The organism is Streptomyces sp. NPDC001401 (assembly GCF_042895385.1).
In the GTDB taxonomy this organism is placed as follows: domain Bacteria; phylum Actinomycetota; class Actinomycetes; order Streptomycetales; family Streptomycetaceae; genus Streptomyces.
This window is the reverse complement of the sequence record NZ_JBIAWI010000027.1, coordinates 44,865-68,296: the sequence shown is the minus strand read 5'-3', so window position 1 is coordinate 68,296 and position 23,432 is coordinate 44,865. Positions and strand designations below refer to the sequence as shown.

Annotated in this window: 23 protein-coding genes; 13 read left to right on the top strand and 10 right to left on the bottom strand. The window is 70.6% G+C overall.

Features of this window, described 5'->3' with window-relative positions; genetic code table 11:
* Positions 1-7: 7 nt before the first annotated feature.
* Positions 8-661 (bottom strand): uridine kinase, encoded by a 654-nt coding sequence (locus ACFY10_RS50280; RefSeq protein WP_390672133.1) that lies wholly within the window; start codon positions 659-661, stop codon positions 8-10.
* A gap of 219 nt (positions 662-880) precedes the next feature.
* Here ACFY10_RS50280 and ACFY10_RS50275 point away from each other — a divergent pair, with 219 nt between their 5' ends.
* From ACFY10_RS50275 to ACFY10_RS50255, 5 genes are all read left to right on the top strand, one after another.
* Complete coding sequence (locus ACFY10_RS50275) at positions 881-1,831, top strand: hypothetical protein (RefSeq protein WP_390672132.1); 951 nt, start codon at positions 881-883, stop codon at positions 1,829-1,831.
* A 69-nt stretch (positions 1,832-1,900) separates the two neighbouring features.
* Positions 1,901-3,355, top strand: coding sequence for an amino acid permease (locus ACFY10_RS50270; RefSeq protein WP_390672131.1), 1,455 nt, complete (start codon positions 1,901-1,903; stop codon positions 3,353-3,355).
* Positions 3,356-3,562: 207 nt separating this feature from the next.
* Entirely contained in the window at positions 3,563-4,915 is a 1,353-nt protein-coding gene (locus tag ACFY10_RS50265; RefSeq protein WP_390672130.1) for a peptidase C39 family protein, read from the top strand.
* 144 nt (positions 4,916-5,059) lie between these two features.
* Positions 5,060-5,200 (top strand): SCO1431 family membrane protein, encoded by a 141-nt coding sequence (locus ACFY10_RS50260; protein ID WP_390672129.1) that lies wholly within the window; start codon positions 5,060-5,062, stop codon positions 5,198-5,200.
* A gap of 125 nt (positions 5,201-5,325) precedes the next feature.
* Complete coding sequence (locus ACFY10_RS50255; RefSeq protein ID WP_390672128.1) at positions 5,326-5,985, top strand: TetR/AcrR family transcriptional regulator; 660 nt, start codon at positions 5,326-5,328, stop codon at positions 5,983-5,985.
* 51 nt (positions 5,986-6,036) lie between these two features.
* Here ACFY10_RS50255 and ACFY10_RS50250 read toward each other — a convergent pair whose 3' ends face one another.
* On the bottom strand, positions 6,037-7,269 hold the full coding sequence (locus ACFY10_RS50250; protein ID WP_390672127.1) for a glycoside hydrolase family 18 protein: 1,233 nt from the start codon (positions 7,267-7,269) through the stop codon (positions 6,037-6,039).
* A 350-nt stretch (positions 7,270-7,619) separates the two neighbouring features.
* On the opposite strand from ACFY10_RS50250, the gene ACFY10_RS50245 reads away from it, so the two are divergent.
* A complete protein-coding gene (locus ACFY10_RS50245; protein WP_390672126.1) occupies positions 7,620-8,792 on the top strand; it encodes an acyl-CoA dehydrogenase family protein in 1,173 nt (390 codons plus the stop codon).
* Here ACFY10_RS50245 and ACFY10_RS50240 read toward each other — a convergent pair.
* Positions 8,755-9,003: a hypothetical protein gene (locus ACFY10_RS50240; protein WP_390672125.1), complete on the bottom strand. Its 249-nt coding sequence runs from the start codon at positions 9,001-9,003 to the stop codon at positions 8,755-8,757. The genes ACFY10_RS50245 and ACFY10_RS50240 overlap by 38 nt on opposite strands.
* A gap of 138 nt (positions 9,004-9,141) precedes the next feature.
* Here ACFY10_RS50240 and ACFY10_RS50235 point away from each other — a divergent pair, with 138 nt between their 5' ends.
* Positions 9,142-10,242, top strand: coding sequence for a hypothetical protein (locus tag ACFY10_RS50235; RefSeq protein WP_390672124.1), 1,101 nt, complete (start codon positions 9,142-9,144; stop codon positions 10,240-10,242).
* A 12-nt stretch (positions 10,243-10,254) separates the two neighbouring features.
* The gene (locus tag ACFY10_RS50230; RefSeq protein WP_390672123.1) at positions 10,255-11,352 is read left to right on the top strand and encodes a phosphotransferase family protein; all 1,098 of its coding nucleotides are present in this window, start codon (positions 10,255-10,257) and stop codon (positions 11,350-11,352) included.
* Positions 11,353-11,362: 10 nt separating this feature from the next.
* Here ACFY10_RS50230 and ACFY10_RS50225 read toward each other — a convergent pair whose 3' ends face one another.
* Positions 11,363-11,797 carry a hypothetical protein gene (locus ACFY10_RS50225; protein WP_390672122.1) on the bottom strand — a complete coding sequence of 145 codons (435 nt, stop codon included), beginning with the start codon at positions 11,795-11,797 and terminating at the stop codon, positions 11,363-11,365.
* Positions 11,798-12,066: 269 nt separating this feature from the next.
* On the opposite strand from ACFY10_RS50225, the gene ACFY10_RS50220 reads away from it, so the two are divergent.
* The 4 genes from ACFY10_RS50220 to fxsA all read left to right on the top strand — a co-directional run bounded on the left by ACFY10_RS50220 (position 12,067) and on the right by fxsA (position 16,196).
* Positions 12,067-12,507, top strand: a complete 441-nt coding sequence (locus ACFY10_RS50220) for an Lrp/AsnC family transcriptional regulator (RefSeq protein ID WP_030946711.1) — start codon at positions 12,067-12,069, stop codon at positions 12,505-12,507.
* 95 nt (positions 12,508-12,602) lie between these two features.
* Positions 12,603-14,204, top strand: a complete 1,602-nt coding sequence (locus ACFY10_RS50215; RefSeq protein ID WP_390672121.1) for an amidohydrolase — start codon at positions 12,603-12,605, stop codon at positions 14,202-14,204.
* 536 nt (positions 14,205-14,740) lie between these two features.
* The gene (locus ACFY10_RS50210; RefSeq protein ID WP_390672120.1) at positions 14,741-15,535 is read left to right on the top strand and encodes a polyprenol monophosphomannose synthase; all 795 of its coding nucleotides are present in this window, start codon (positions 14,741-14,743) and stop codon (positions 15,533-15,535) included.
* 103 nt (positions 15,536-15,638) lie between these two features.
* A complete protein-coding gene (fxsA, locus tag ACFY10_RS50205) occupies positions 15,639-16,196 on the top strand; it encodes an FxsA family membrane protein (RefSeq protein WP_390672119.1) in 558 nt (185 codons plus the stop codon).
* Positions 16,197-16,294: 98 nt separating this feature from the next.
* Here the strand turns inward: fxsA and ACFY10_RS50200 are convergent, their stop codons facing one another.
* The 4 genes from ACFY10_RS50200 to ACFY10_RS50185 form a co-directional block, all read right to left on the bottom strand.
* Positions 16,295-16,669, bottom strand: a complete 375-nt coding sequence (locus tag ACFY10_RS50200) for an RNA polymerase-binding protein RbpA (RefSeq protein ID WP_003977404.1) — start codon at positions 16,667-16,669, stop codon at positions 16,295-16,297.
* Between the two features lie 267 nt (positions 16,670-16,936).
* Positions 16,937-18,271, bottom strand: coding sequence for an MFS transporter (locus ACFY10_RS50195; protein WP_390672118.1), 1,335 nt, complete (start codon positions 18,269-18,271; stop codon positions 16,937-16,939).
* 62 nt (positions 18,272-18,333) lie between these two features.
* Positions 18,334-19,101 (bottom strand): glycerophosphodiester phosphodiesterase, encoded by a 768-nt coding sequence (locus ACFY10_RS50190; RefSeq protein WP_390672117.1) that lies wholly within the window; start codon positions 19,099-19,101, stop codon positions 18,334-18,336.
* Positions 19,098-19,751, bottom strand: a complete 654-nt coding sequence (locus ACFY10_RS50185; protein WP_390672116.1) for a YitT family protein — start codon at positions 19,749-19,751, stop codon at positions 19,098-19,100. The genes ACFY10_RS50190 and ACFY10_RS50185 overlap by 4 nt, the downstream gene beginning before the upstream one ends.
* Before the next feature lie 98 nt (positions 19,752-19,849).
* Between ACFY10_RS50185 and ACFY10_RS50180 the strand changes: the two genes are divergently transcribed.
* Entirely contained in the window at positions 19,850-21,349 is a 1,500-nt protein-coding gene (locus ACFY10_RS50180; RefSeq protein ID WP_390672115.1) for a PLP-dependent aminotransferase family protein, read from the top strand.
* A 60-nt stretch (positions 21,350-21,409) separates the two neighbouring features.
* Here the strand turns inward: ACFY10_RS50180 and ACFY10_RS50175 are convergent, their stop codons facing one another.
* Both ACFY10_RS50175 and ACFY10_RS50170 read right to left on the bottom strand, forming a co-directional pair.
* Positions 21,410-23,044 (bottom strand): hypothetical protein, encoded by a 1,635-nt coding sequence (locus ACFY10_RS50175; RefSeq protein WP_390672114.1) that lies wholly within the window; start codon positions 23,042-23,044, stop codon positions 21,410-21,412.
* Between the two features lie 40 nt (positions 23,045-23,084).
* Entirely contained in the window at positions 23,085-23,279 is a 195-nt protein-coding gene (locus ACFY10_RS50170; protein ID WP_099934012.1) for a hypothetical protein, read from the bottom strand.
* Positions 23,280-23,432: the final 153 nt, after the last annotated feature.

The following is a 23,432-nucleotide window of genomic DNA, read 5'->3' as shown; positions in this document are numbered from 1 at the left end:
CACAAGTTCAGCACACTGCCGATGGCCCGTCACCGTGCGTGAGCGTCTGGTCCGGTCCAAGAGTCTTCCTGGGCCCCGGGAGCACCTCGTACCCCTTCTCCGACTGCCGTACCAGAAGGTCGGAGAAGGGTCGCGAGGGATCTTCGGCGAAGTGTCGTCGCTCCGCCCCGACCCACCCGGCCCAGAACTCCCGCTGCTCCTCCCCGTCCCGCTGCTGTCCTCGGGTCCAGGACTCCTCGTGCGGCAGCTCCATCCACAGCAGGGCGGCGAGGTGCGGGCGCAATGCGCGGCGGCCGGCGCCGACGCCCTCGACCAGGATCACCGGGGCGGGCGGCAGCGCGCGGGGCGGCTCGAAGCGGCGGGCGCGCCAGTCGTAGGGGGCGTAGTGGGCACTCTCGCCGCGGCTCAGCGGTTCGATCACCTGGGCCAGCAGCCGCCCGGTCCACTCGAACAGCTCGTCGTGGCTGGCGATGTCGTCGAGGTGCAGCACCGGCGCCCCGTTCAGTGCCCGGGCCAACTGCCCGGCGAACGTGGACTTTCCGGAGCCGGCGTGTCCGTCGACGCCGATCAGGCGGACCGGGCCGCAGGACGGGGGCAGGCGGCGGAGCCGGGAGGCGAGGGCGTGAATGGCCGTTCCTTGGCTGACTGGAGAGTTGGGCATATTCGACGGGAACATTCTAGTGGTGGGTGAAATCGGGGCGAATGGGTGGGCCGGAAAATAGTGTCGCATTGAACCAGTCGTTGGCTGGCCGCGAGCCAGTGTTAATCCCCCGACCGAATCTCGGACCGCCATCTCGAAAACCGCGTTCCGGTTGCCCTCATCGCTGAGTAAGGTGCCAGGTGTACAACTGCGAGGCGTCGTACGGGGAGACAGGAGCAGATGGCCGCTGGGTTATTCGAAGGGCAGTATGTGTGGCATCCGGCGGCCGACGACCGCCTGCTCGCGAGCGTATGCGTCGACGTACGCGCCGGCCGATACCGGAGCGCCCACGAAGCCCTCGCCGAAACGCGCGGCGACTTCGGTCTGCGCGCCCATCGCTCCCTGGTCCTCGCCTCGGAAGCCGCCGACTCGGACCTGGCCGAGCGCTGGCTGGCCGAGGAGCCGACCCCGGAGGCGGCGCTGCTGTGGGCGCGGGTGGCGGTATTACGGGCGCTGCGCGCGGCCGACGCGCACGACGAGCGGGCCGAGGCCCTGGAGCGGATCGCGCTGACCGCCTGCGACCGGGCGGCGACGGTGAATCCGGCCGATCCCACTCCCTGGGTCGCCCGGCTGGCCATGGCCCGGCTGCACCGGCTGACCGACCCCGCTCCGCGCGGACTGCTCACCGCGCCGCCCGGACCGTGGCGGCTGTTCGCGCACGTCCTGTCCCTCGACCCCTTCCACCGCGAGGCCCACCACCGCTTCCTGGCCTGCTTCTTCACCCGCCACGGCGGCTCCGTGAACGCCGCCTGGGACGTCGCGGCCTTCCTCGGCCAGCGCGCACCCGCCGACTCCCCACTGCGGCTGCTGCCCCTCGTCGCCCTGGTCGAGAGCTACAACCCGACCCAGCTGCTCGCCGACCGTGTCTGGGAACAGCCGCAGTGGCGCTCCACCGCCCTCGCGATCTACCAGAACTGGCTGCCCACGATGCCGGGTTACCGCTTCACCCCGGTGCTCGACCTGGCCTACCTCGCGCACGCCCTGGTCATGGGCAAGCGGGAGTTCGAGGCCCGCGCGGTCTTCGCGGCGATGGGGCCGTACGCCTCCCGAATGCCCTGGTCCGCCTTCGGGGAGCCGGCCGACCAGCTGTCCAGGGCCCGCCGCGCCTGCGGCCTCCCTGTCCCCCCGTAGACCCCCCACAGAGAGAAAGGCCAACCTGTGCCGGAACGGATATCGGACGACGACGCCGTACTTCACGAGATGGGTTACCCGAGAAAACTCACCCGTCGATTTCAGGCGTTCGACAATTTTGCCATCTCATTCACGATCATCAACATCATCTCGGGAATCTTCTCCGGCTTCGGGTTCGGTCTGAACGCCGGAGGCCCCCGTATTCTCGTCTTCGGCTGGATCGGCGTCTCCGTCATGGTGCTGTTCGTCGGTCTTGCCATGGCGGAAGTCGCCTCCGCCTATCCGACGAGCGGCGCGCTGTATTTCTCCGCCGGGAAACTCGCCAAACGGCACAAGGGAGCCTGGTCCTGGTACACGGGCTGGCTGAACTTCGTGGGCCAGATCGGCGGCACGGCCGCCACCGGCTACGCGGCGGCCACCTTCATCCAGGCCTTCATCGCCCTGCAGTGGCACTCCTATGTGCCCACCGCCCACCAGACGGTGCTGATCACGGCGCTGCTCATCGTGCTGCAGGGGCTGGCCAACACCTACACGGTCCAGCTGGTCGCGCTTCTCAACCGGATCTCCGTGTGGTGGCTGCTGATCGGTCTCGTGGTGATCGTGGGCGCCCTCATCGTCGGACCCGACGAGCACCAGTCGGCGTCGTTCGTCACGCATTTCGCGAACAACACCGGTTTCACGAGCGGGCTTTACGGCGGGATGCTCGGCCTGCTCGTCACCAGCTGGACCTTCACCGGCTTCGACGGCAGCTTCCACATGTCCGAGGAAACAGTGAGGGCGACGGTCAACGCCCCGAAGGGGATCACACGTGCGATCGGCTACTCGGCGATCACCGGCCTGATCCTGATGCTCGCACTGGTCTACAGCATTCACGACTACGACCATGTGGCGAGCGCATCCGCGCCGCCCGTCCAGATTCTCATCGACGGTCTCGGCCTGGGCACCGCCAAGGTGCTCCTGCTGATCGTGATCGGCGCGATGCTCTTCTGCGGTCTCGCCAATCTCACCAGCAACACCCGGCAGATCTTCGCCTTCTCCCGCGACGGCGCCATGCCCGGTTCCCGGCTGTGGCACTCGGTCTCGCCGCGCACCCGCACCCCCGTCAAGGCCGTCTGGCTCGCGGTCGCCTGCTCGCTCGCCCTCGTCGTGCCCGGCTGGTGGTCGCACACGGCGTTCACCGCCATCGTCAGCGTCAACGTCGTCGGGCTCTTCCTCGCCTATGCCGTGCCGATCCTGCTCCGGCTGAGCCTGGGCGACGAGTTCCAGCCGGGGCCGTGGCACCTGGGCCGCTGGAGCAAACCCGTCGGTGTGATCGCCGTGGCCTGGATCCTGCTCAGCAGCGTCCTGTTCATGCTCCCGCAGGCCTCGCCGATCACCGTCGACTCCTTCAACTACGCGCCGATCGCACTCGCCGTCGTCCTGGTCGTCGCCACGCTCTGGTGGTTCGCCACCGCCCGCCGCCGCTTCCAGGGACCGGTCAGCTACGGCCGCCCCGACGAGGTCGCGGCGATGGACCTGATCTGAGCCCGGGGCCCGGCGTGTCCCGCGGCGGGCGCGCCGGGCGGACGGTCCGGCAGGTCATGCCAGTGGTTCAGACCAATATTCGTGGGCGTGGCACGGGCCGAAGTGCTGGCAGGACGTTCCCCCCGAGGCCATAGTTGGCGCACAACAATGCAGCGCAACCGCGCATTTGGACCTGCCCGACTCGGACACCTGGGGGTCGTTCCGCCCATGAGCAGAGCCGAACAGCCGTCCCGCAGAACCGTCCTCGCCGCCGCGGTGGCCGCCGCGGTGGTGGGCCCCGCCGTCACCGCCGACGCAGCCGACGCCGAGGAGTCCGCCGTGGCCCCCACCGGCCAGGTCGACTACCGCGCCTGGACCACGTACCCCGACTGGCGCGCCGGCACCGCGCATGGCACCCGCGCCGTCGCCGGCGCCCGCCCCGGCGCGGTGATCGCCACCCCCGCCGGCACGACCGACTACACCGACCCGCACACCGGCACGACCGCCACCTGGGAGTACGCGACCTGGACGTCCCCCGTCCACAGGCTCCACGTCCCCGCCACCGAGCTGGTCGCCTCCTGGAACGCACACACCCCGGCCGGCACCTGGCTCCAGGTCGAGTTGCACGGCACGTACTCCGACGGCACGGACACCCCCTGGTACGTCATGGGCCGCTGGGCGGCCGGCGACCAGGACATCAAGCGGACCTCGGTCGACGACCAGAAGGACGGGAAGAGCACCATCTGGACGGACACCTTCGCCATTGACGACGCGACGACCGGCCTGCGCCTGAACTCGTACCGTCTCCGCCTCACCCTCTACCGCAAGCCCGGCACCAAGCTCACCCCCATCGTGTGGCGGCTCGGCGCGATGGGCTCGGACATTCCCGACCGCTTCACCGTCCCGGCCTCCACGCCCGGCCTTGCCAGAGAGCTGATCGTCCCGCGCTACTCGCAGGAGATCCACAAGGGCCAGTACCCCGAGTACGACAACGGCGGCGAGGCCTGGTGCAGCCCCACCTCCTCACAGATGATCATCGAGTACTGGGGCGGCCGGCTCACCCCCGAGCAGCTGGCCTGGGTGGACCCGAGCTACGCCGACCCGCAGGTCGACCACGCGGCCCGCTTCACCTACGACTACCAGTACGAGGGCTGCGGCAACTGGCCGTTCAACGCCGCCTACGCGGCCACGTACAAGGGCCTGCAGGGCGTGGTCACCCGGCTCGGCTCGCTCACCGACCTGGAGACGCTGATCGCGGCCGGCATCCCGGCCATAACGTCCCAGTCGTTCCTGAAGGAGGAGCTGACGGGGGCGGGTTACGGCACTGCGGGGCACCTGATGACCGTCATCGGCTTCACCGCCGGCGGCGACGTGATCGCCAACGACCCGTTCTCGCCGAGCGATGACGCGGTGCGCCGTGTCTACAAGCGGCGCGAGTGGGAGAACATCTGGCTCAGGACCAAGCGGTACAACGCCAGTGGCAAGGTCGTCTCCGGCACCGGAGGCGTCTGCTACCTGTACTTCCCGGCGCGGCCCACACCCCGCCAGCGCAAGGCGCTCGCGGCGGTCGGCGTGCACTGAACGACAGGGGACAGGCCCCGGGAAATCGCCGAACCGGGGCCTTTCGCCTGTGACCAACGTCTCTGCCGCAAAAGCCGTTCCAGGTGGCAAGGTGGACAGCACCCTGGGGGGAGTCCACCGCACGCCCGACCTCAGCGAGACGCCATGACCGCACACTCGGCCACCGCCGCCCGCACCCGCACCGGCGGCCCCAAGGACGACGGCCCGAAGATCCTCGAGCACGTCATGGGCTGGACCCTCGTCGTGGTCGTCGCGATGCTCGTCACCCAGCTCGGCCTGCTGTGATCTGACGAACGCAGCACCCGCCCGGTCTCCCCTGCGCCCACTCGTCGATCGGACTCGAACGAGTGGACGTTGTTGTTCTGACATACTGCGGATGTCCCGCCACCTGCCCAAGACCAGGGTCGAAATTGAAGATCAGCGAACAGAGCGACGCCACCCGGCCCCGGGCGCGCGGCACCGAGCGCTCGATGGCGCGCCGCGCCGAACTCATCGCCATCGGGCGGAAGTTGTTCGCCGACACCTCGTACGACGCGCTCTCGATGGACGACATCGCGCGGCAGGCACATGTCGCCAAGGGGCTGATCTACTACTACTTCCAGTCCAAGCGCGGCTACTACCTGGCGATCATCAACGACTCGGTGGCCGACCTGATCACCTACGCGGCGAGCGGCCTCGAACTGGAGCAGCTGGACAGGGTGAACCGCACCATGGACGGCTATCTGCGCTACGCCGAGCACAATCAGGCCGCCTTCCGTGCGGTCGTCAGCGGCGGCGTCGGCTTCGACGCCGAGGTGCACGCCATCCGGGACGGCGTGCGCGACGCGATCGTGGCGACCGTCGCCGAAGGGGCGTACGGCCGCACGGACATCGCCCCGCTCGCCCGCATGGGCCTGTTCTCGTGGGTGTGCAGTGTGGAGGGCGCCACCCTCGACTGGATCGACCGCCCCCAGCTCTCCCGCGAGCAGATGCGCGAACTCCTGGTCAAGACGCTCGGCGGCGCCCTGCGCGCCATCGAGGAACTGGACCCGGCCTACCCCACTCCGGCCCCGGCCCGCCGGGACGCATGAGCGAGGGGCGGGGGCTCCCGCACCCCCACCCCAACTACCGTACTCCTGCGGTCAGTTGATCGCCTTGATCAGCTCACCGCCCGCGGTGTCCCCGCTCAGCTCCCAGAAGAACGTACCGCCCAGACCCTGCTGGTTCTTGTACGTCATCTTCGTCGCGATGGTCGAGGGCGTGTCGTAACTCCACCAGTCGCTTCCGCACTTGGCGTACGCGGTGCCGCCCACCGTGCCGGTCGCCGGGCACTTGGACTTGAGCACCTTGTAGTCGTCGATGCCCTGCTCGTACGTCCCCGCGGCCGGGCCGGTCGCGCTGCCGCCGGGTGCCGCCTGCGTGACGCCGGTCCAGCCGCGGCCGTAGAACCCGATGCCGAGCAGCAGCTTCGACGCCGGGATGCCGAGGCCCTTGAGCTTGGCGATGGTCGCCGAGGTGTAGAAGTTCGCCTTCGGGATGCCGGAGTAGGAGTTCAGCGGCGAGTGCGGGGCCGTCGGGCCGCTCGCGTCCCAGGCGCCGAAGTAGTCGTACGTCATCGGGTTGTACCAGTCGACGTACTGCGCAGCGCCCGCGTAGTTGGCCGCGTCGATCTTGCCGCCGCTGGTGGCGTCGGCGGTGATGGCCGCGGTGACGAGTGCGCTGCTGCCGAACTTCGAACGCAGCGCCGCCATCACGTTCTTGAAGGCTTCCTTGCCGCTGGTGTCGCAGCTGTTGCCGCAGGCGTTCGGGTACTCCCAGTCGATGTCGATGCCGTCGAACACGCCCGCCCACTTGGAGTTCTTCACCAGGTCGTAGCAGGACTGGGCGAACGCGGCCGGGTTCTTCGCGGCCTCGCCGAAGCCGCTCGACCAGGTCCAACCGCCGAAGGACCACAGGACCTTGAGGCCCGGGTGCTTCTTCTTCAGCTTCAGCAGCTGGTTGAAGTTGCCGCGCAGGGGCTGGTCCCAGGTGTCGGCGACCCCGTCCACCGACTCGGCCGCGGTGTAGGCCCGGTCGGTCGCCGCGTACGAGTCGCCCATCGCGCACTTGCCGCCGGTGACGTTGCCGAAGGCGTAGTTGATGTGCGTGAGCCTGGCCGCCGAGCCGGACGTCTCGATGTTCTTGACGTAGTACTTGCGGTCGTAGGTGCCCCATTCGGTGAAGTAGCCGACGACCTTCGAGCCGGCGGCCTCCTGCGCCGAGGGCCTGGCGGTGGCCGTGCTTGCGCCGGCCAGCAGCCCGGCGCCGAGGACCGCGCAACACGCGGCCGAGACGAGCGCCCGGAAGGAGGCGCGGGGGCGGTGCGGAATGTGCATCGGGTGTCTCCTCGTGGGGGAGAGGGGAACGCGCGCCGATTGGCATGAACGCGGTAAAGCGTTGGTCAGGAACAGTAGGAGGACTAGACCAGTTCGGTCAATGGTGCGGACCAATTTCGCGAGGACCTGCCACGGCTTTCCGGCGAGGCCGGGATATTCTTGAAGTAAGCGGTCGTTAACTGGTGACGGGATGCCTGCAATCGGGCATACTCACAGCGCGCAGCCGCTGGTCAGCAGCGTCCGAGACCCGGGAGAGCGAGCATCGGCTGAGCACCGGAAAGACCCGGCGGAGCCGCCCCCACCCAGGGCGCACCTCCGCCGATGTGCCCGAACAGGGAGGAGAGCGTCCTATGCCCGACCGCGCCCCGCAGCCGGTGGACCGTCAACTGCCCACGGACGAGGCCCGGGATCTGATCTCGCTCGTCCGCGACATCGCCCAGCGCGAGATCGCCCCGAAGGCGGCCGAGGAGGAGGACGCCGGACGTTTCCCGCGCGAGGTCTTCAGGCTGCTGTCGGAGTCGGGACTGCTCGGCCTGCCGTACGACTCCGAGTACGGAGGCGGCGACCAGCCCTACGAGGTCTACCTCCAGGTCCTCGAAGAACTCGCCGCGGCCCGCCTCACCGTCGGCCTCGGCGTCAGCGTGCACACGCTCGCCTCCTACGCACTTGCCGCCTACGGCACCAAGGAGCAGCAGGTCGAGCACCTGCCCGCGATGCTCGGCGGAGGGCTGTTGGGTGCGTACTGCCTGTCCGAGCCGTCGTCCGGTTCCGATGCCGCCTCTCTTCGTACGAGGGCGGTGCGTGACGGCGACAACTGGGTGATCACCGGCACCAAGGCCTGGATCACGCACGGCGGGATCGCCGACTTCTACACGGTCATGGCCCGGACCGGCGAGGAGGGCGCGCGCGGCATCACCGCCTTCCTGGTCCCGGGTGATGCCGAGGGTCTGAGTGGCGCGGTGCCCGAGAAGAAGATGGGGATGAAGGGCTCGCCCACCGCGCAGGTCCACCTGGACGGCGTGCGAGTGGCGGACGAGCGGCGCATCGGCGAGGAGGGCCAGGGCTTTGCGATCGCCCTGGCCGCGCTCGACTCCGGCCGGCTCGGCATCGCGGCCTGTGCGATCGGCCTCGCCCAGGCGGCGCTGGACGAGGCGGTCGCGTACGCCACCGGGCGGCAGCAGTTCGGGCGGCCCATCGCCGACTTCCAGGGGCTGCGCTTCATGCTCGCCGACATGGCGACCCAGATCGAGGCGGGCCGTGCCCTGTATCTGGCGGCGGCGCGGCTGCGCGACGCGGGGCGGCCGTTCGCCAAGCAGGCGGCCATGGCCAAGCTGCACTGCACGGACACCGCGATGAAGGTGACCACGGACGCCGTCCAGGTCCTCGGCGGGTACGGCTACACCGCGGACTTCCCGGTCGAGCGCTATATGCGCGAGGCCAAGGTGCTGCAGATCGTCGAGGGCACCAACCAGATCCAGCGGATGGTCATCGCCCGTCACCTCGCGGGTCCTGAAACCCGCTGAACTGGCCTCTTGTGACCTGCGGGGCCACCAGCCTGATCCACTCCGGGTCGTGGCGGCCCGGCAGGGTACGGCCCCGGTCGGCCCAGGCGCGCATCAGCTCGCGGTAGATCGGCGGATCCTGCAGGTGCGGCGGCACCGGCGGAACCGTTCCTGCCGGCGGCGGAACGAACACGCGGCGCTGACGCCCGATCACGGAATAGGTGGGGGTCATACCAGGGCAACGCGGAGGTAGGCGGACAGGTCACCCATCCGTGGAATCGAGCGTGAGTTCCCGGACGTCCGGTTCCCTCTCTGGTCTCCGTCGGCTGTCTGACGTACCGTCAGCCCAGCCGTCCCAGGGAGGTTTGGCGTGGCCGACGACCGCCCCGTACCGCTCGACGAGTACCCCGTGCACCAGGTCCCCCTGTCCATGAAGCATGTGGCCACCGGGGACCGGAACGCCTACGACCGCTGCATCTTCCACGTCCTCGACCACGAGGGGCGCGCACTGCTCATCGCGGGCCTCGGGGTGTACCCCAACCTCGGTGTGATCGACGCGTACGCGACCCTGCGGACCGGGGAGGCCCTGCACGCGGTGCGCGCCTCGGACGCCCTCGGCGAGGACCGCATGCGGCTCGCCGTCGGCCCGCTCAGGATCGAGGTCGAGGAGCCGCTGCGGCGGCTGCGGCTGGTGGCCGACGACGACTTGTTGTCGTACGACCTCACCTGGACCGCCGACTTCCCCGCCCTGTGGGAACCCCACCACCTTCAGCGCCGTGGCGACCGGCTCACCCTCGAAGGGCGCCGTTTCGTCCAGGCGGGCAGCGTGGAGGGCGTGATCCGCGCCGCGGGTGAGGAGTTGCGGGTCACCGCCGCCGAGTGGACCGGCACCCGTGACCGCAGCTGGGGCGTGCGGCCCATACCGGGGGAGGAGGGCGGCCGCCTGGCGCAGGAGCACCCGACCGAGGGCTTCCACTGGCTGTGGTGCCCGGTCCGTTTCGAGGACCGCTTCCTCATGGTCATCGTCCAGGAGGACGCCGACGGCCATCGCTCCCTGAACGACGCCACGCTCGTCCGCCCCGGCCACCGCGACCATCAACTCGGCTGGCCCCAGCCCGAGATCACCTACCGCTCCGGCACCCGCCGCCCGGATCGCGCGCTCATCCACCTCGGCGACCTGCGCAAACCCCAGGAACTTGAGGTTGAGATCCTCACCTCCTCGCCGCTCGCGCTCGGTGCCGGCTACCCGCCCGCCGACGACTGGCAGCACGGCACCTGGCACGGCCGCGGCTGGACGGACCGTCGTACGTACGACCTGTCGCAGCCGCACGCCCTGGCCGCCTACGGGGTCACCGACCATGCCGCCCGCTTCCGGCTGGACGGCCGGATCGGCCACGGCATCTTCGAGCACGGCTCGTTCGGGCGGCACGACCCGAGCGGGTTCACGGACTTCAAGTCGGTCGCACCATAGGTGGTATGTGACATGGCACCCACGGCACCCCGCCCCCGCACCACCACCCGCGACCCGGAGGAGCTCGCCCGCCGGCTCACCGCCTGGCTCTCCACCCGCCTGCCCGGCGCCAAGGCGGTGGGCGTGACCGTCCCCGAGTCCAACGGCATGTCCAGCGAGACTCTGCTCTTCGACCTCGAGCACCCCCAACCACCCGTGCGTGCCTGCGCGTTGCGGCTGGCGGCCGACCCGGCGGCGTACACCGTCTTCCCGGTGTACGACATGCCGCGGCAGTACCGCACGATGCGCGTCGTGGCCGAGCACTCGGACCTGCCCGTGCCGAAGGTGCTGTGGCTGGAGGAGGATCCCGGCCCGCTCGGGGCGCCGTTCTTCGTGATGGAGCGCGTCGAGGGACGCGTGCCGCCCGACGTCATGCCCTACACGTACGAGGGCAACTGGCTGCACGCGGCGAGCGACGCCGAGCGCGAGCACCTGGAGGCGGCCTCGATCGGACTGCTGGCCCGACTGCACGACCAAGTGCCGCCGAAGGAGGCCGAGTTCCTCGCACTCCCGGGCGAGGGCGACGCCCTGCGCCGCCACGTCACCGCCCAACGCGCCTACTACGACTGGGTCGTCGACGGACGCGCCCGCTCACCGCTCATCGAGGCCGCGTTCGACCGGCTGGAGGAACTCTGGCCCATCGATCCGGGCACACCGGTGCTCAACTGGGGCGACGCGCGCATCGGGAACGTCGTCTACGACGGCTTCGAGCCCGCCGCCGTCCTCGACTGGGAGATGGCGGCGCCGGCCCCGCGCGAGGTCGACCTCGGCTGGACCGTCTATCTGCACCGCTTCTTCCAGGACCTGACGGTCGCCTTCGGCCAGCGCGGTCTGCCGGACTTCCTGCGCCGCGACCGCATCGAGGCCCGCTATGCCGAACTCACCGGCCACACACCGCGCGACATGGACTTCCACACCCTGTACGCCGCGCTGCGGCACGCGATCGTCATGCTCCGCGTCGCCTACCGGCAGGTGCACTTCGGGGAGGCCGCCGTCCCGGCGGATCCGGACACACTGATCCTGCACCACGGCAGCCTGCGGGCCATGGTGCAGGGCAGCTACTGGAGTTGAGCGAGGCGGTTCAGGCGGCCTGACGGCGCATCGCCGGCACGCGCATCGGGCGCGAGCCCGGGCCACCGACGTGCGAGAACGGCTGTGTCCGCCAGTCGAGCCCCTGAGGGAGCGTCAACAGGAGGGCCCTGTCCTGCTCCTGGGGCTCGGCCGACTCGTCCGTGGAGCGGGCCTCGGCCGCCCTGCGGCCGGTGCCGGCGCAGACCGTCAGGCCGAACGGGTTCCACGGCGAGGCACACAGCGCGTGCTCCGGCAGGATCTCCTCGTCCGCCAGCAGGGCGATGGGCTGCGCGCAGTCCGGGCAGATCACCCGGTACATCTCGAAGGTGTCGTACGCGTCGAGTTCGTCCTCGAGGGCGTCGGGTTCGACGCCCTCCGGCTCGGGCTCGACGACCGCCTGGAGCCGCTTGGGCGCGGTACGACCAGGACGCTTAAGACTCTGCATATGGGTTCTCCCCCTCGGGCTGGGCCGTTCGGGCACTGCGGCCTCGACCACAGCAAGCACTTCCCGCCCCGTCTCGGCGGTAATCACGAGAACATCACGGAGACGTCGCGGCGGCTGTGTCCTTCGTCACATGCCGCCCGCAGGTGCCCGAGGCGGACGTTTTGTCCCTCGGACGGCTCACAGGCAGCTCTCGGGCACATCACAAAGCGGGTATGACCTGGACTGCTCAGGTATCCGAGGAGATCAAGCGCACTGTAGGTTCTTGCGTCATGGAGGAGCTGGACCGTCAAATCGTGCAGCTGCTCGTCAAGGACGGGCGGATGAGCTACACAGACCTGGGCAAGGCCACGGGCCTGTCCACGTCGGCCGTGCACCAGCGGGTGCGCCGGCTGGAACAGCGTGGCGTCATCCGCGGCTATGCCGCGGTGGTCGACCCCGAGGCCGTCGGGCTGCCCATGACCGCGTTCATCTCGGTCAAACCGTTCGACCCCAGCGCCCCCGACGACATCTCGGACCGCCTGGCCGGCGTCCCCGAGATCGAGGCCTGCCACAGCGTCGCGGGCGACGAGAACTACATCCTCAAGGTGCGGGTGGCCACACCGCACGAGCTGGAGGAACTGCTGGCGCGCCTGCGCACGCTGGCGGGCGTCTCGACGCGCACGACGGTGGTCCTGTCCACGCCGTACGAGGCGCGGCCGCCGCGGATCTGAGTCGGCCGCGGGTACGTCTGCCACTGCTGAGCCGGGTGCCCCTCGAACACGCCCCAGGTGCAGCGCCGGCCGCGCGCCGCGAGAAACTGTCGGTCATGAGCGATCGCACCGACCAGCCGAACACCGTCCTGCTCCGCCGCGGAGAAGTGCACAGCCCCGCCGACCCGTTCGCGACAGCGATGGTCGTGGAGCGCGGCCAGGTCGCCTGGGTCGGCTCGGAGGGCGCCGCGGACGCCTTCGCGGACGGTGTCGACGAGGTGGTCGACCTGGACGGCGCCCTCGTCACCCCGGCCTTCACCGACGCCCATGTGCACACCACCTCCACCGGCCTCGCGCTCACCGGCCTCGACCTGTCCGACGCGCCCTCCCTGGAGGCTGCCCTCGCCCTGGTACGGGAGTTCGCCACGGCCCGCCCGCAGGACAAGGTGCTGCTCGGGCACGGCTGGGACGCCGCCCGCTGGCCCGGCGGCCGGCCCCCGACGCGGGCGGAACTGGACGAGGCCACCGGCGGCCGCCCCCTCTACCTCTCCCGTATCGACGTCCACTCGGCGGTCGTCACCACGGCCCTGCTCGACCTGGCCCCCGGTCTCGGCACGGTGGACGGTCCGCTGACCGCCGACGCCCACCACGCCGTACGCGCCGCCGCGTTCGCAGCCGTGACGCCGGTCCAGCGCACCGAGGCCCAGCGCATCGCGCTCGCGCACGCCGCCTCCCTCGGTATCGGCTCGGTCCACGAGTGTGCGGGACCGGAGATCTCCTCCGAGGACGACTTCACCGGTCTGCTCCGGCTCGCGGCCGAGGAGACAGGGCCGCGAGTGATCGGCTACTGGGCCCAACGGGACGTCGAGAAGGCGCGCGAGCTGGGCGCGGCCGGTGCCGCCGGTGACCTCTTCGTCGACGGCGCCCTCGGCTCGCACACCGCGTGCCTGCACACGCCGTACACCGACGCCGACCACACGGGCACCGCCTACCTGGATGCCGCCGCCGTCGCGGCCCACGTCGTGGCCTGCACCGAGGCCGGCCTTCAGGCGGGCTTCCACGCGATCGGCGACGCGGCTGTGACCACGGTCGTCGACGGTGTGCGCACGGCCGTTGAGAAGGTCGGCCTGGCCCGCGTCCGCGCCGCCCGCCATCGCGTCGAACACGCCGAGATGCTCACCCCCGAGACGATCGCCGCCTTCGCCGAGCTGGGCCTGACCGCCTCCGTGCAGCCCGCCTTCGACGCACTGTGGGGCGGCGAGGACGGCATGTACGCCCAGCGGCTGGGCGCCGACCGGGCGCGCACCCTGAACCCCTTCGCGGCCCTGCTTAGGGCCGGCGTCCCCCTCGCGTTCGGCTCCGACAGCCCGGTCACGCCCCTCGACCCGTGGGGCACGGTCCGAGCCGCCGCCTTCCACCGCACACCCGAGCACCGTGTCTCCGTGCGCGCCGCCTTCACCGCCCACACGCGCGGCGGCTGGCGGGCGATCGGGCGGGACGACGCGGGCGTCCTGGTGCCCGGGGCACCCGCCGACTACGCCGTGTGGCGCACCGACGAACTGGTGGTCCAGGCCCCCGACGACCGGGTCGCCCGCTGGTCCACGGACCCCCGCTCCGGCACCCCCGGCCTGCCCGACCTCGGCCCCGGCCGCGACCTCCCCGTCTGTCTGCGCACCGTGGTCGGCGGGCGGACGGTGTTCGTACGGCCGGGCGAGTGATCTCCCGGGGTGGCGCGGCGCCGATCGACGCCCTCAGCCGCGTCGCACGACCTGCGTATCCTCCGCCCTGACCAGGGCGTTGACGAAAAATACGCAGGTCAAACGGCTGTTGACAGCCGATGGCAGGGGGCCGGTAGGTTCGGCCGAGTCCACCACCGGACGCCCGACCGGGGAACTTCCGCGCACTCGTCGCAGCGCCGCTGGGTCAGGGACGGTGTGCCGCACCGGGGCACCGCCACTGGGAGCCAGGCTCAGCGCCCGCGCCGCGACGGGGGAACGTTCCGGCCGGTCGGGGAGGTGTGACCCGGGTGGGGCCCGGGCTCAGTAGACAACGGCTCTCGGTCGACCCGCAGCCAGCGGGCCCCAGGTCGGCCCGAAGGGCGCCGGGCCCCCATCCGTAGATGCGCGAACGTGCCCGAACAGGCGCTCTTACCCCGCTCTTGTGGAATCGACACCACTATACGAACGTCCTGTCGCGTCATCGCAGGCCGTGGCCACTATGGTGGACGTCTGCGTACGGACACGAAGGGGCAGCAGTGAACGACGGCGACGGGACTCTGGAGGCAAAAACCCAGGGGAGGCAGTTCGGCCCGCTCGGCACGGCCTTGGTGATCATTCCGACCTACAACGAGGCGGAGAACATCAAGTCCATCGTCGGCCGGGTACGGAAGGCGGTCCCCGAGGCGCACGTCCTCGTGGCCGACGACAACAGCCCCGACGGCACCGGCAAGCTCGCCGACGAACTGGCCGTCGAGGACGACCACGTCCAGGTGTTGCACCGCAAGGGCAAGGAGGGCCTCGGCGCCGCCTACCTCGCGGGCTTCCGCTGGGGCCTGGACAACGGCTACGGCGTCCTCGTCGAGATGGACGCCGACGGCTCCCACCAGCCCGAGGAGCTGCCCCGGCTGCTCACCGCGCTCAAGAGTGCCGACCTGGTCCTCGGCTCCCGCTGGGTGCCCGGCGGCCGGGTCGTGAACTGGCCCAAGAGCCGCGAGGTCATCTCCCGCGGCGGCAGCCTCTACTCCCGCCTCGCCCTCGACCTGCCGCTGCGCGACATCACCGGCGGCTACCGCGCCTTCCGCCGCGAGACCATCGAGGGCCTCGGCCTCGACGAGGTCGCCTCCCAGGGATACTGCTTCCAGGTCGACCTGGCCCGCCGCGCGGTCAAGGCCGGCTACCACGTCGTCGAGGTGCCCATCACCTTCGTCGAGCGTGAACTGGGCGACTCCAAGATGAGCCGCGACATCCTCGTAGAGGCCCTCTGGCGGGTCACGGCGTGGGGCGTGGGGGAGCGGGTCGGCAAGATCACGGGCCGCGGCAAGAAGGCCTGAGGCCTGACCGCCATCCGCCTTCACAGGGCGCGCGTACGCTCTCACAGGCCTGGTTGATCATTCACTTATCCCGCACTGAGCCGGGCCCAGGCACACTGGACGCATGACGACTGGTGCTCCGACCCCCACATATCCCGCCCGGCCGCGGCGCTCCCGGCTGCGGACCTTCCTGCCGCTCGGAATCGCGGCCTGGCTGGTGCTGGAGATCTGGCTGCTGACCGTGGTCGCGGGCGCCTCCAGCGGGCTCACCGTGTTCCTGCTGCTGCTCGCGGGCTTCGTCCTCGGCGCGGCAGTGATCAAGAAGGCGGGCCGGCGCGCCTTCCAGAACCTCAACGAGGCGCTGCAGCGCGGCGGCACCCCGCAGAGCGGCGGGGGCAACGGCCTGCTGATGCTCGGCGGCCTGCTGCTGATGATCCCCGGCCTGATCTCGGACGCGGTGGGCCTGCTTCTGCTGATCCCCCCGGTCCAGAAGGCCCTGAGCTGCCTCACCGAGCGCACCCTCGACCGCAAGCTGCGCGAGGCCGGTCCGGGCACCTTCGGCGACGCCTTCCAGCAGGCCCGTATCCACCGCCCCGACGGCAAGGTCGTCCAGGGCGAGGTCATCAGGGACGAGCCGGGTGGCGACACCCCGCAGGACCCGCGGCCGCCGCTGTCCCGCTGACAGCTCCGTACGACACACGACTGCGGGCGCCTACGTGAATCCACGTAGACGCCCGCAGTCGCTTGCGTGCGTTGTTGTCCGCCCGACCCCGGCAGGAACTAGGCCGACTTGCGGCTGTCCCGCGGGTGAACCGCGATGTTCATCGCGCCCGAACGGAGAACGGCCAGGCGCTCCTCGAGGACCTCTTCGAGTTCCTCGCGGGTGCGCCGTTCCATCAGCATGTCCCAATGGGTACGCGCGGGCTTGGCCTTCTTTTCCTCAGGGCCGTCGCCGTCAACGAGGAGTGCCTGGGCCCCGCAGACCTTGCACTCCCACTCCGGCGGGATCTCCGCCTCGACCGAGAAGGGCATCTCGAACCGATGCCCCTTCTCGCATGCGTACTCCACGGCCTGGCGCGGGGCCAGGTCGATGCCGCGGTCCGTCTCGTAGCTGGTCACCACGAGGCGCGTGCCGCGAAGAGCTCGCTCACTCATGAATCGTGCCTCCCGGGCTTGTCGCCCACAGGACAGGTGTCGCTGTCGTCGTCATCCGGTCAACGTCCGGTCGGCGGTAAAGATTCCCGTTCCGTGTCCCGTTCCGGGTCATGCGTCGCCGTCGTAGCCGCCCCTTGTTGTACCCACCAGCGCCCGGTTTGTCACATCTGCTAGCAGATGTCACCCAGCGTTTCGGCATCTTTGACGCGCAGTAACGGTACGCCTGGCAGGCCAAACGCGTACACTACAGCCCTTTCGCCGTGAGTGCTAAATCCTCTCAGGAACCGGATTGCCCGCCTCCGCGATCGCCTGCCGCACCGGAACCCTTGCGAGCAGGGCGAATCCGATGAGGAAGAAGGCCACGAGCGAGATGATCGCGTCGCGATAACTTCCAGTCAGCTGGTAGGTGATCCCGAACAGAAGCGGACCGAGCCAGCTCATACCCCGGTCGCTCATCTCGTACGCCGAGAAGTACTCGGCCTCCTTGCCGGGCGGGACGAGATGCGAGAACAGGGAGCGGGACAGGGCCTGGCTGCCGCCCAGCACGAGACCGATCCCGGACGCCAGCACGAAGAACCAGACCGGTGCCCCGGCCGGCAGGAAGTACCCGGCCCCCAGGGTCACCGTCCACGCCACCAGCGAGCCGAGGATGGTGCGCTTGGCTCCGTACGTCCGGGCCAGCCTCCCCATCCCCAGCGCGCCCGCCACCGCCAGCACCTGGACCATCAGCACGGCCGTGATGAGGGTGGACTGGCTCAGGCCCAGCTCCTCCGAGCCGTACACCGACGCCTGTGAGATCACCGTCTGGATGCCGTCGTTGTAGATGAGGTAGGCGAGAAGGAAGGCCAGGGTGAGCGGTTTGCCGCGCATGTCCCGGACGGTGGAGGCCAGCTGCCGCCAGCCGTGGACCGCGGGCGCCGTGGACGTCGTAGGGCGGTCTCGCAGCCGCTTCAGCGGTACGAGGGTGAAGGCGCCCCACCACAGGCCCGCGGAGGCCAGGCAGATGCGGACCGCCGTCGACTCGGACACTCCGAAGGAGTCGTGGCCGGTGAACAGCACCAGGTTCACGATCAGCATCGACGAGCCGGCCGCATAGCCGAAGGCCCAGCCGCGCGAGGACACCCGGTCGCGGTCCTCGGGCGGTGCGATCTGCGGGAGGTAGGAGTTGTAGACGACCATCGAGACGGCCACGGAGGAGTTGGCGACGATCAGCAGGAGGCCGCCCAGCAGATAGCGGTCCCCGGACAGGAAGAACAGGCCCGTTGTGGCCGTCGCCCCCACGTAGGCGCAGGCGGCCAGCAGCGGTTTCTTCCGCCCCGTGCGGTCGGCGGCCGCGCCCACCAGCGGCATCACGAGGATCGACACGATCACGGACGCGGAGACGCAGTACGCGAAGAACGAGCCGGCCCGCACCGGGATGCCCAGCGGATGCACGAATCCGTCCGCGTCCGCCGCGGACTTGGCCACCGCCGTCAGATAGGGGCCCAGGAACACGGTGAGCACGCTCGTCGAGTAGACGGAGCAGGCCCAGTCGTAGAAGTACCAGCCGCGCTGCTCGCGCTGCCGGTCGATGACGTCCGTACGCACGGTGTCGGCGCTCACCCGTGCCCTCGCTTCCCCGCTGAAGTGCCGTGCGAAGGCTCGGGGGAGGGGGTGCCGGGCGCTCAGACCCAGACGCCGCGTTCTTCCATGACCTTGCGCAACGTGTCGATGTGATCGGTCATGATGCCATCGACTCCCAGGTCCAGGAGCCGGTGCATGTCATCGGGCTCGTTGATGGTCCAGACGTGCACCTGCAGCCCGCGCGCGTGGGCGGTGCGGACGAAGCGCCGGTCGACGACCTGGATGCCGGACTGGGACTCGGGCACCTGGGCGGCGACCGCGGAGGCGCGCAGCGCGGCCGGGACGCCCCAGGAGCGCAGCCGCAGGTTGAGCACGCCGCGCGTGCCGTACGACGTCGCCAGGCGCGGACCGGCCAGCCGCTGGGCGCGCACCACGCGCGCCTCGGAGAACGAGCCGACGCAGATCCGGTCCCACGCGCGCGTGCGCTCGATCAGGTCCAGGAAGGGGTGGAGCGAGGACTCCGCCTTGAGGTCGACGTTCCAGCGCACCTCGGGGAAGATCTCGAGCAGCTCCTCGAAGAGGGGAACCGGCTCCTTGCCCGCCACGCGCGCGTGGCTCACCTCCTTCCACGGCAGGTCCGCTATGCGTCCCGCGCCGTCCGTCACCCGGTCCAGGGTCGAGTCGTGGAAGGCGACCAGCTTGCCGTCCGCCGTGGTGTGCACGTCGGTCTCGATATAGCGGTAGCCCGCCTCCACCGCCCGCCGGAACTGCAGCACGGTGTTCTCCAGACCGTTCGCAGCCCCGCCCCGGTGGGCGAACGCGATCGGGCCGGGATGGTCGAGATAGGGGTGGCGTATCCGCGTGGTCACCGTCGCAGTATCGCTCTGCGGGGTTGCCCTTCGGCAACGACCGTGCTGCTGCCGGATGCCGATGGGACGTCGAACGTCCGCAGAAAGAGCTGGGCGAGCGGGCCGATCGACACCGCGTAGAGGACCGTGCCGATGCCGACGGTGCCGCCGAGGGTGAAGCCGGTCGCGACGACGGCCAGCTCGATCGCCGTCCGCATCAGGCGGATCGAGCGGCCGGTGCGCCGGTGCAGGCCGGTCATCAGCCCGTCCCGCGGGCCCGGCCCGAAGCGGGCGGCGATGTAGAGCCCGGTGGCCACGCCGTTGAGCAGGATGCCGGTCAGGAGGAGCGGGATCCGTACGGCCAGGGAGTGCACGTCCGGGACGAGGGCGAGCGTGCCGTCCATGGCGATGCCGACCACGAAGACGTTGGAGACCGTGCCGAGGCCCGGGCGCTGGCGCAGCGGGATCCACAGGAGCAGCACCGCCGCGCCCACGACGATCGACACGACACCGATGGTCAGGCCGGTGAGCTCGGCCAGTCCCTGGTGCAGCACCCCCCAGGGTTCGAGTCCCAGACCCGCCTCGACGAGAAACGCGGCACTCGCGCCGTACAGCGCGAGGCCGACGTACAGCTGGATCAACCGTCGCCAGAGACGGTTCTTCGTGGACAAGATGCCCCCCTGTGGTCGCAGTGGCCTGGTTCGTGACACCCTGTGGCTTGGGTGGAGACATCATCCATGGCCAATTCGGGGAAGGTGGACTGATTTCCATGGCGTCGTGGACCTCGGCGATGGGGGCGGCGCAGCTCGCCCGGCTGCTCAACTCCCAGCAGGACCGCCCGGCCGGCCCCGGCACGCGCCGTCCGCCCGCCTACCGGGCGCTGGCCGACGGCATCCGGCTGCTGGTGCTGGAGGGGCGTGTTCCGGTGGCCGCCCGGCTCCCCGCCGAGCGCGAGCTGGCCCTGGCCCTGTCCGTCAGCCGTACGACGGTCGCGGCGGCCTACGAGGCGCTGCGCACCGAGGGGTTCCTGGAGTCCCGGCGCGGCGCGGGCAGCTGGACCGCCGTACCGGCCGGGAACCCGCTCCCCGCGCGCGGCCTGGAACCCCTCCCGCCCGAGGCCCTCGGCTCGATGATCGACCTGGGCACCGCCGCTCTCCCCGCGCCCGAGCCATGGCTGACCCGTGCCGTCCAGGGCGCCCTGGAGGAACTGCCGCCGTACGCCCACACGCACGGCGACTACCCGGCCGGGCTGCCCGCGCTGCGCTCGATGATCGCCGACCGGTACACCGCGCGCGGGATCCCGACGATGCCCGAGCAGATCATGGTGACCACGGGAGCCATGGGAGCGATCGACGCGATCTGCCACCTCTTCGCCGGACGGGGTGAGCGCGTCGCCGTCGAGTCGCCGTCGTACGCCAACATCCTCCAGCTGATGCGGGAGGCGGGGGCGCGGCTGGTGCCCGTGGCGATGGCCGAGGGACTGGCGGGCTGGGACCTGGACCGATGGCGGCAGGTGCTGCGCGACGCCGCACCGCGGATCGCGTACATCGTCGCCGACTTCCACAATCCGACCGGCGCACTCGCCGGCGACGGCCAGCGGCGGCAACTCGTGGAGGCGGCCCGGTCGGCGGGGACGGTGCTGATCGCCGACGAGACGATGAGCGAGCTGTGGCTGGACGAGGGTGTCGAGATGCCGCGGCCCGTGTGTGCCTTCGACCCCGCCGGGTCCACGGTGATCACCGTCGGGTCGGCCAGCAAGGCTTTCTGGGCGGGGATGCGCATCGGCTGGGTGCGCGCGGCACCGGACGTGATCCGCAGCCTGGTCGCCGCGCGCGCCTACGCCGATCTGGGCACCCCCGTGCTGGAGCAGCTCGCCGTGAACTGGCTGTTCAGCACGGGAGGATGGGAACAGGCCGTGGAGGTGCGGCGCGGGCAGGCCCGGGAGAACAGGGACGCGCTGGTCGCCGCGGTGCGGCGGGAGCTGCCCGACTGGGAGTTCGAGGTTCCCAAGGGCGGACTGACGCTGTGGGTGCGGACCGGGGGGCTGTCGGGCTCTCGGCTCGCCGAGGTGGGGGAGCGGGTCGGGGTGCGCGTTCCCTCCGGGCCGCGCTTCGGGGTCGACGGCGCCTTCGAGGGGTATGTGCGGCTGCCGTTCACCGTGGGCGGTGCGGTCGCCGTCGAGGCGGCGGCGCGGCTGGCTGCGGCGGCGCGGCTGGTGGAGAGCGGGGCGTCCGGGGGCGGGGAGACGCCGCGGACGTTCGTGGCGTAGCTGCAGGCAGGGGCGCCGCCGGGGTGCATGCGTCTCCGCGGCGGCACCCGGCGGTGGAACCTACTGCGCCTCCGCCGCCATGGCCTCCGCAGGCACCGGCTCCGCCTGGACCGGCTCCTTGTCGATGGGCACCGCCTCGACCGGCACGGCCTCGACAGGCTTCGCCTCGACCGGCGTGGTCCGTGGCGGCAGCAGCGCCTGCACCGCCTTCCGGTGGGCGTCGCTCGTCGTGTCGTCGTACGGGTCCGGGGTCGACGGCACCTGAAGCCGGTGCACCGGGCCGGTGCCGAGGCGGGCGTAGCCGCGGCCGGGCGGGACATCGGCGGCCGGAGTCGTGGGCGGAAGGGCTCCCAGGACCCCTGCCAGTTGCTCGGCCGTGGCGGGGCCGAGGACGACACGCGCGCGTGTGTGCTGCCGTACGTCATCACTCAGCGCTTCGGCGTGGTCGAACTGGTCGCCCACCACGACCGTCACATTCACCGCGCGGCCGTGCCGGAGCGGGACCTGGAGCAGGGACTGCGGATCCTCGCGGCCGTCCCCGGCGGCGAGGTGGGCGAAGGCGCTCGGGCGGTCCAGCAGGAGCCACAGGGGACGCTTGGTGTCCTCCGGCGGCGGGTGGCCGGCCTGCCGGGCGCGGTTCGTGGCGATCAGACGGCGCTCCGTCTCGAGGGCGGCCCACTCGAGGCTCGTCAGCGCCCCGGTCAGCCCGCACTCGACGGCCAGAACACCGTCCCGGCCGGTCAGGCACGCGTACTCGCCGGTGCCGCCCTCGACGATCACCACGTCGCCGTGCTGGAGTGCCTGCAGAGCGATGGAGCGCAACAGGGTCGAGGTGCCGCTGCCGGGCTGGCCCATGATCAGGAGGTGCGGCGCGGTGGAGCGGATGCCGGTGCGCCAGACCACCGGCGGAACGTCGCGTCTGTTCTCACCGTAGGTGAGGGGAAGCGTGCGCTGGACCTCGGTGGGGTCCGTGAAGCCGAGGACCGTCTCGCCCGGCGCCGTGACGAATCGCTGGGCGGCGATGTCGGTGGGCAGTGGGGGCAGCACCGTGACCGTGAGCTCGTTGCCCTCTTCCTCCCATGCGAAGTGGTACTCGCGGCCGCGTCCCGACTTGGCGTGCAGCAGCTGCTCGATCCGGGCGCGGGAGTCGGCCTCGCCGTCGGTGAAGTACGCCGGGTAGCGGATCACGAGGTGGCTGACCCGGCCCGATTCGTCGAACTCGTACGCGGGGAAGGCCTTCTCCCACTCGCCGCCGTGGGCGTACAGGGGGGTGGGGTCCTCGGCGAGCGAGAAGTACGGGATCAGGGCCTCGTACAGCGACTTGAGGCGCTGTACCTGGGACTCGTCGGGCCCTTCGGGTGCCGCCGGTTCGCGGTCCCGGCCGTGCAGGGCTGCCGCCGCCATCAGGCCGATGACGGCGAGCAGCGGGCCGTACGGCACGAGTGCCACGACCAGGATCACCGAGGCCACCAGGAACAGCAGCGGTCCGCGCCTGTCCTTGGGGGTGTCGGCCCACTTGCGCCGCCCGGCTGCCGTCAGCCGGCGCAGACCGCGGGTGATCGTGATCAGCGGGTGGAGCACGTCGGTGGCGCTGTCGGCCGCCGTCCGGGCCAGCTCCCGGCTCCGGGCGATCTGCATCCGGGCGATCTGCGCGTTGTCCTTGCTCAGGATGCGGGGGAGGGGGCGCCGGGCCACTGCATTCTCCTGGTGGTGCGTACGGGCGGGAGGGGCGGCGTCAGAACTTGATGCCGCCGAGGAGGCTCGCGAGGCTCTCGCCTCCGGCCTTGATGCTCGGGGCGATCGCCGTGCTCGCGAGGTAGAAGCCGAACAGGGCCGAGACCAGCATGTGCGACGCCTTGAGGCCGTCCTTGCGGAAGAAGAGGAAGACGATGATGCCGAGCAGGACCACGCCTGAGATGGACAAAATCATTTGATTTCTCCTGGTTCACGGGGACAGTCACCATGAGTACTTCCAGGATCACAGCATGTATCCATACTATTAAAGGTGCAAATGGGTGAATCTCGGTAGATTTCCCCCAGGTGGTCGAGCCGATCCGGTGTGGCCGGGCCGGGCTCCCTTGTG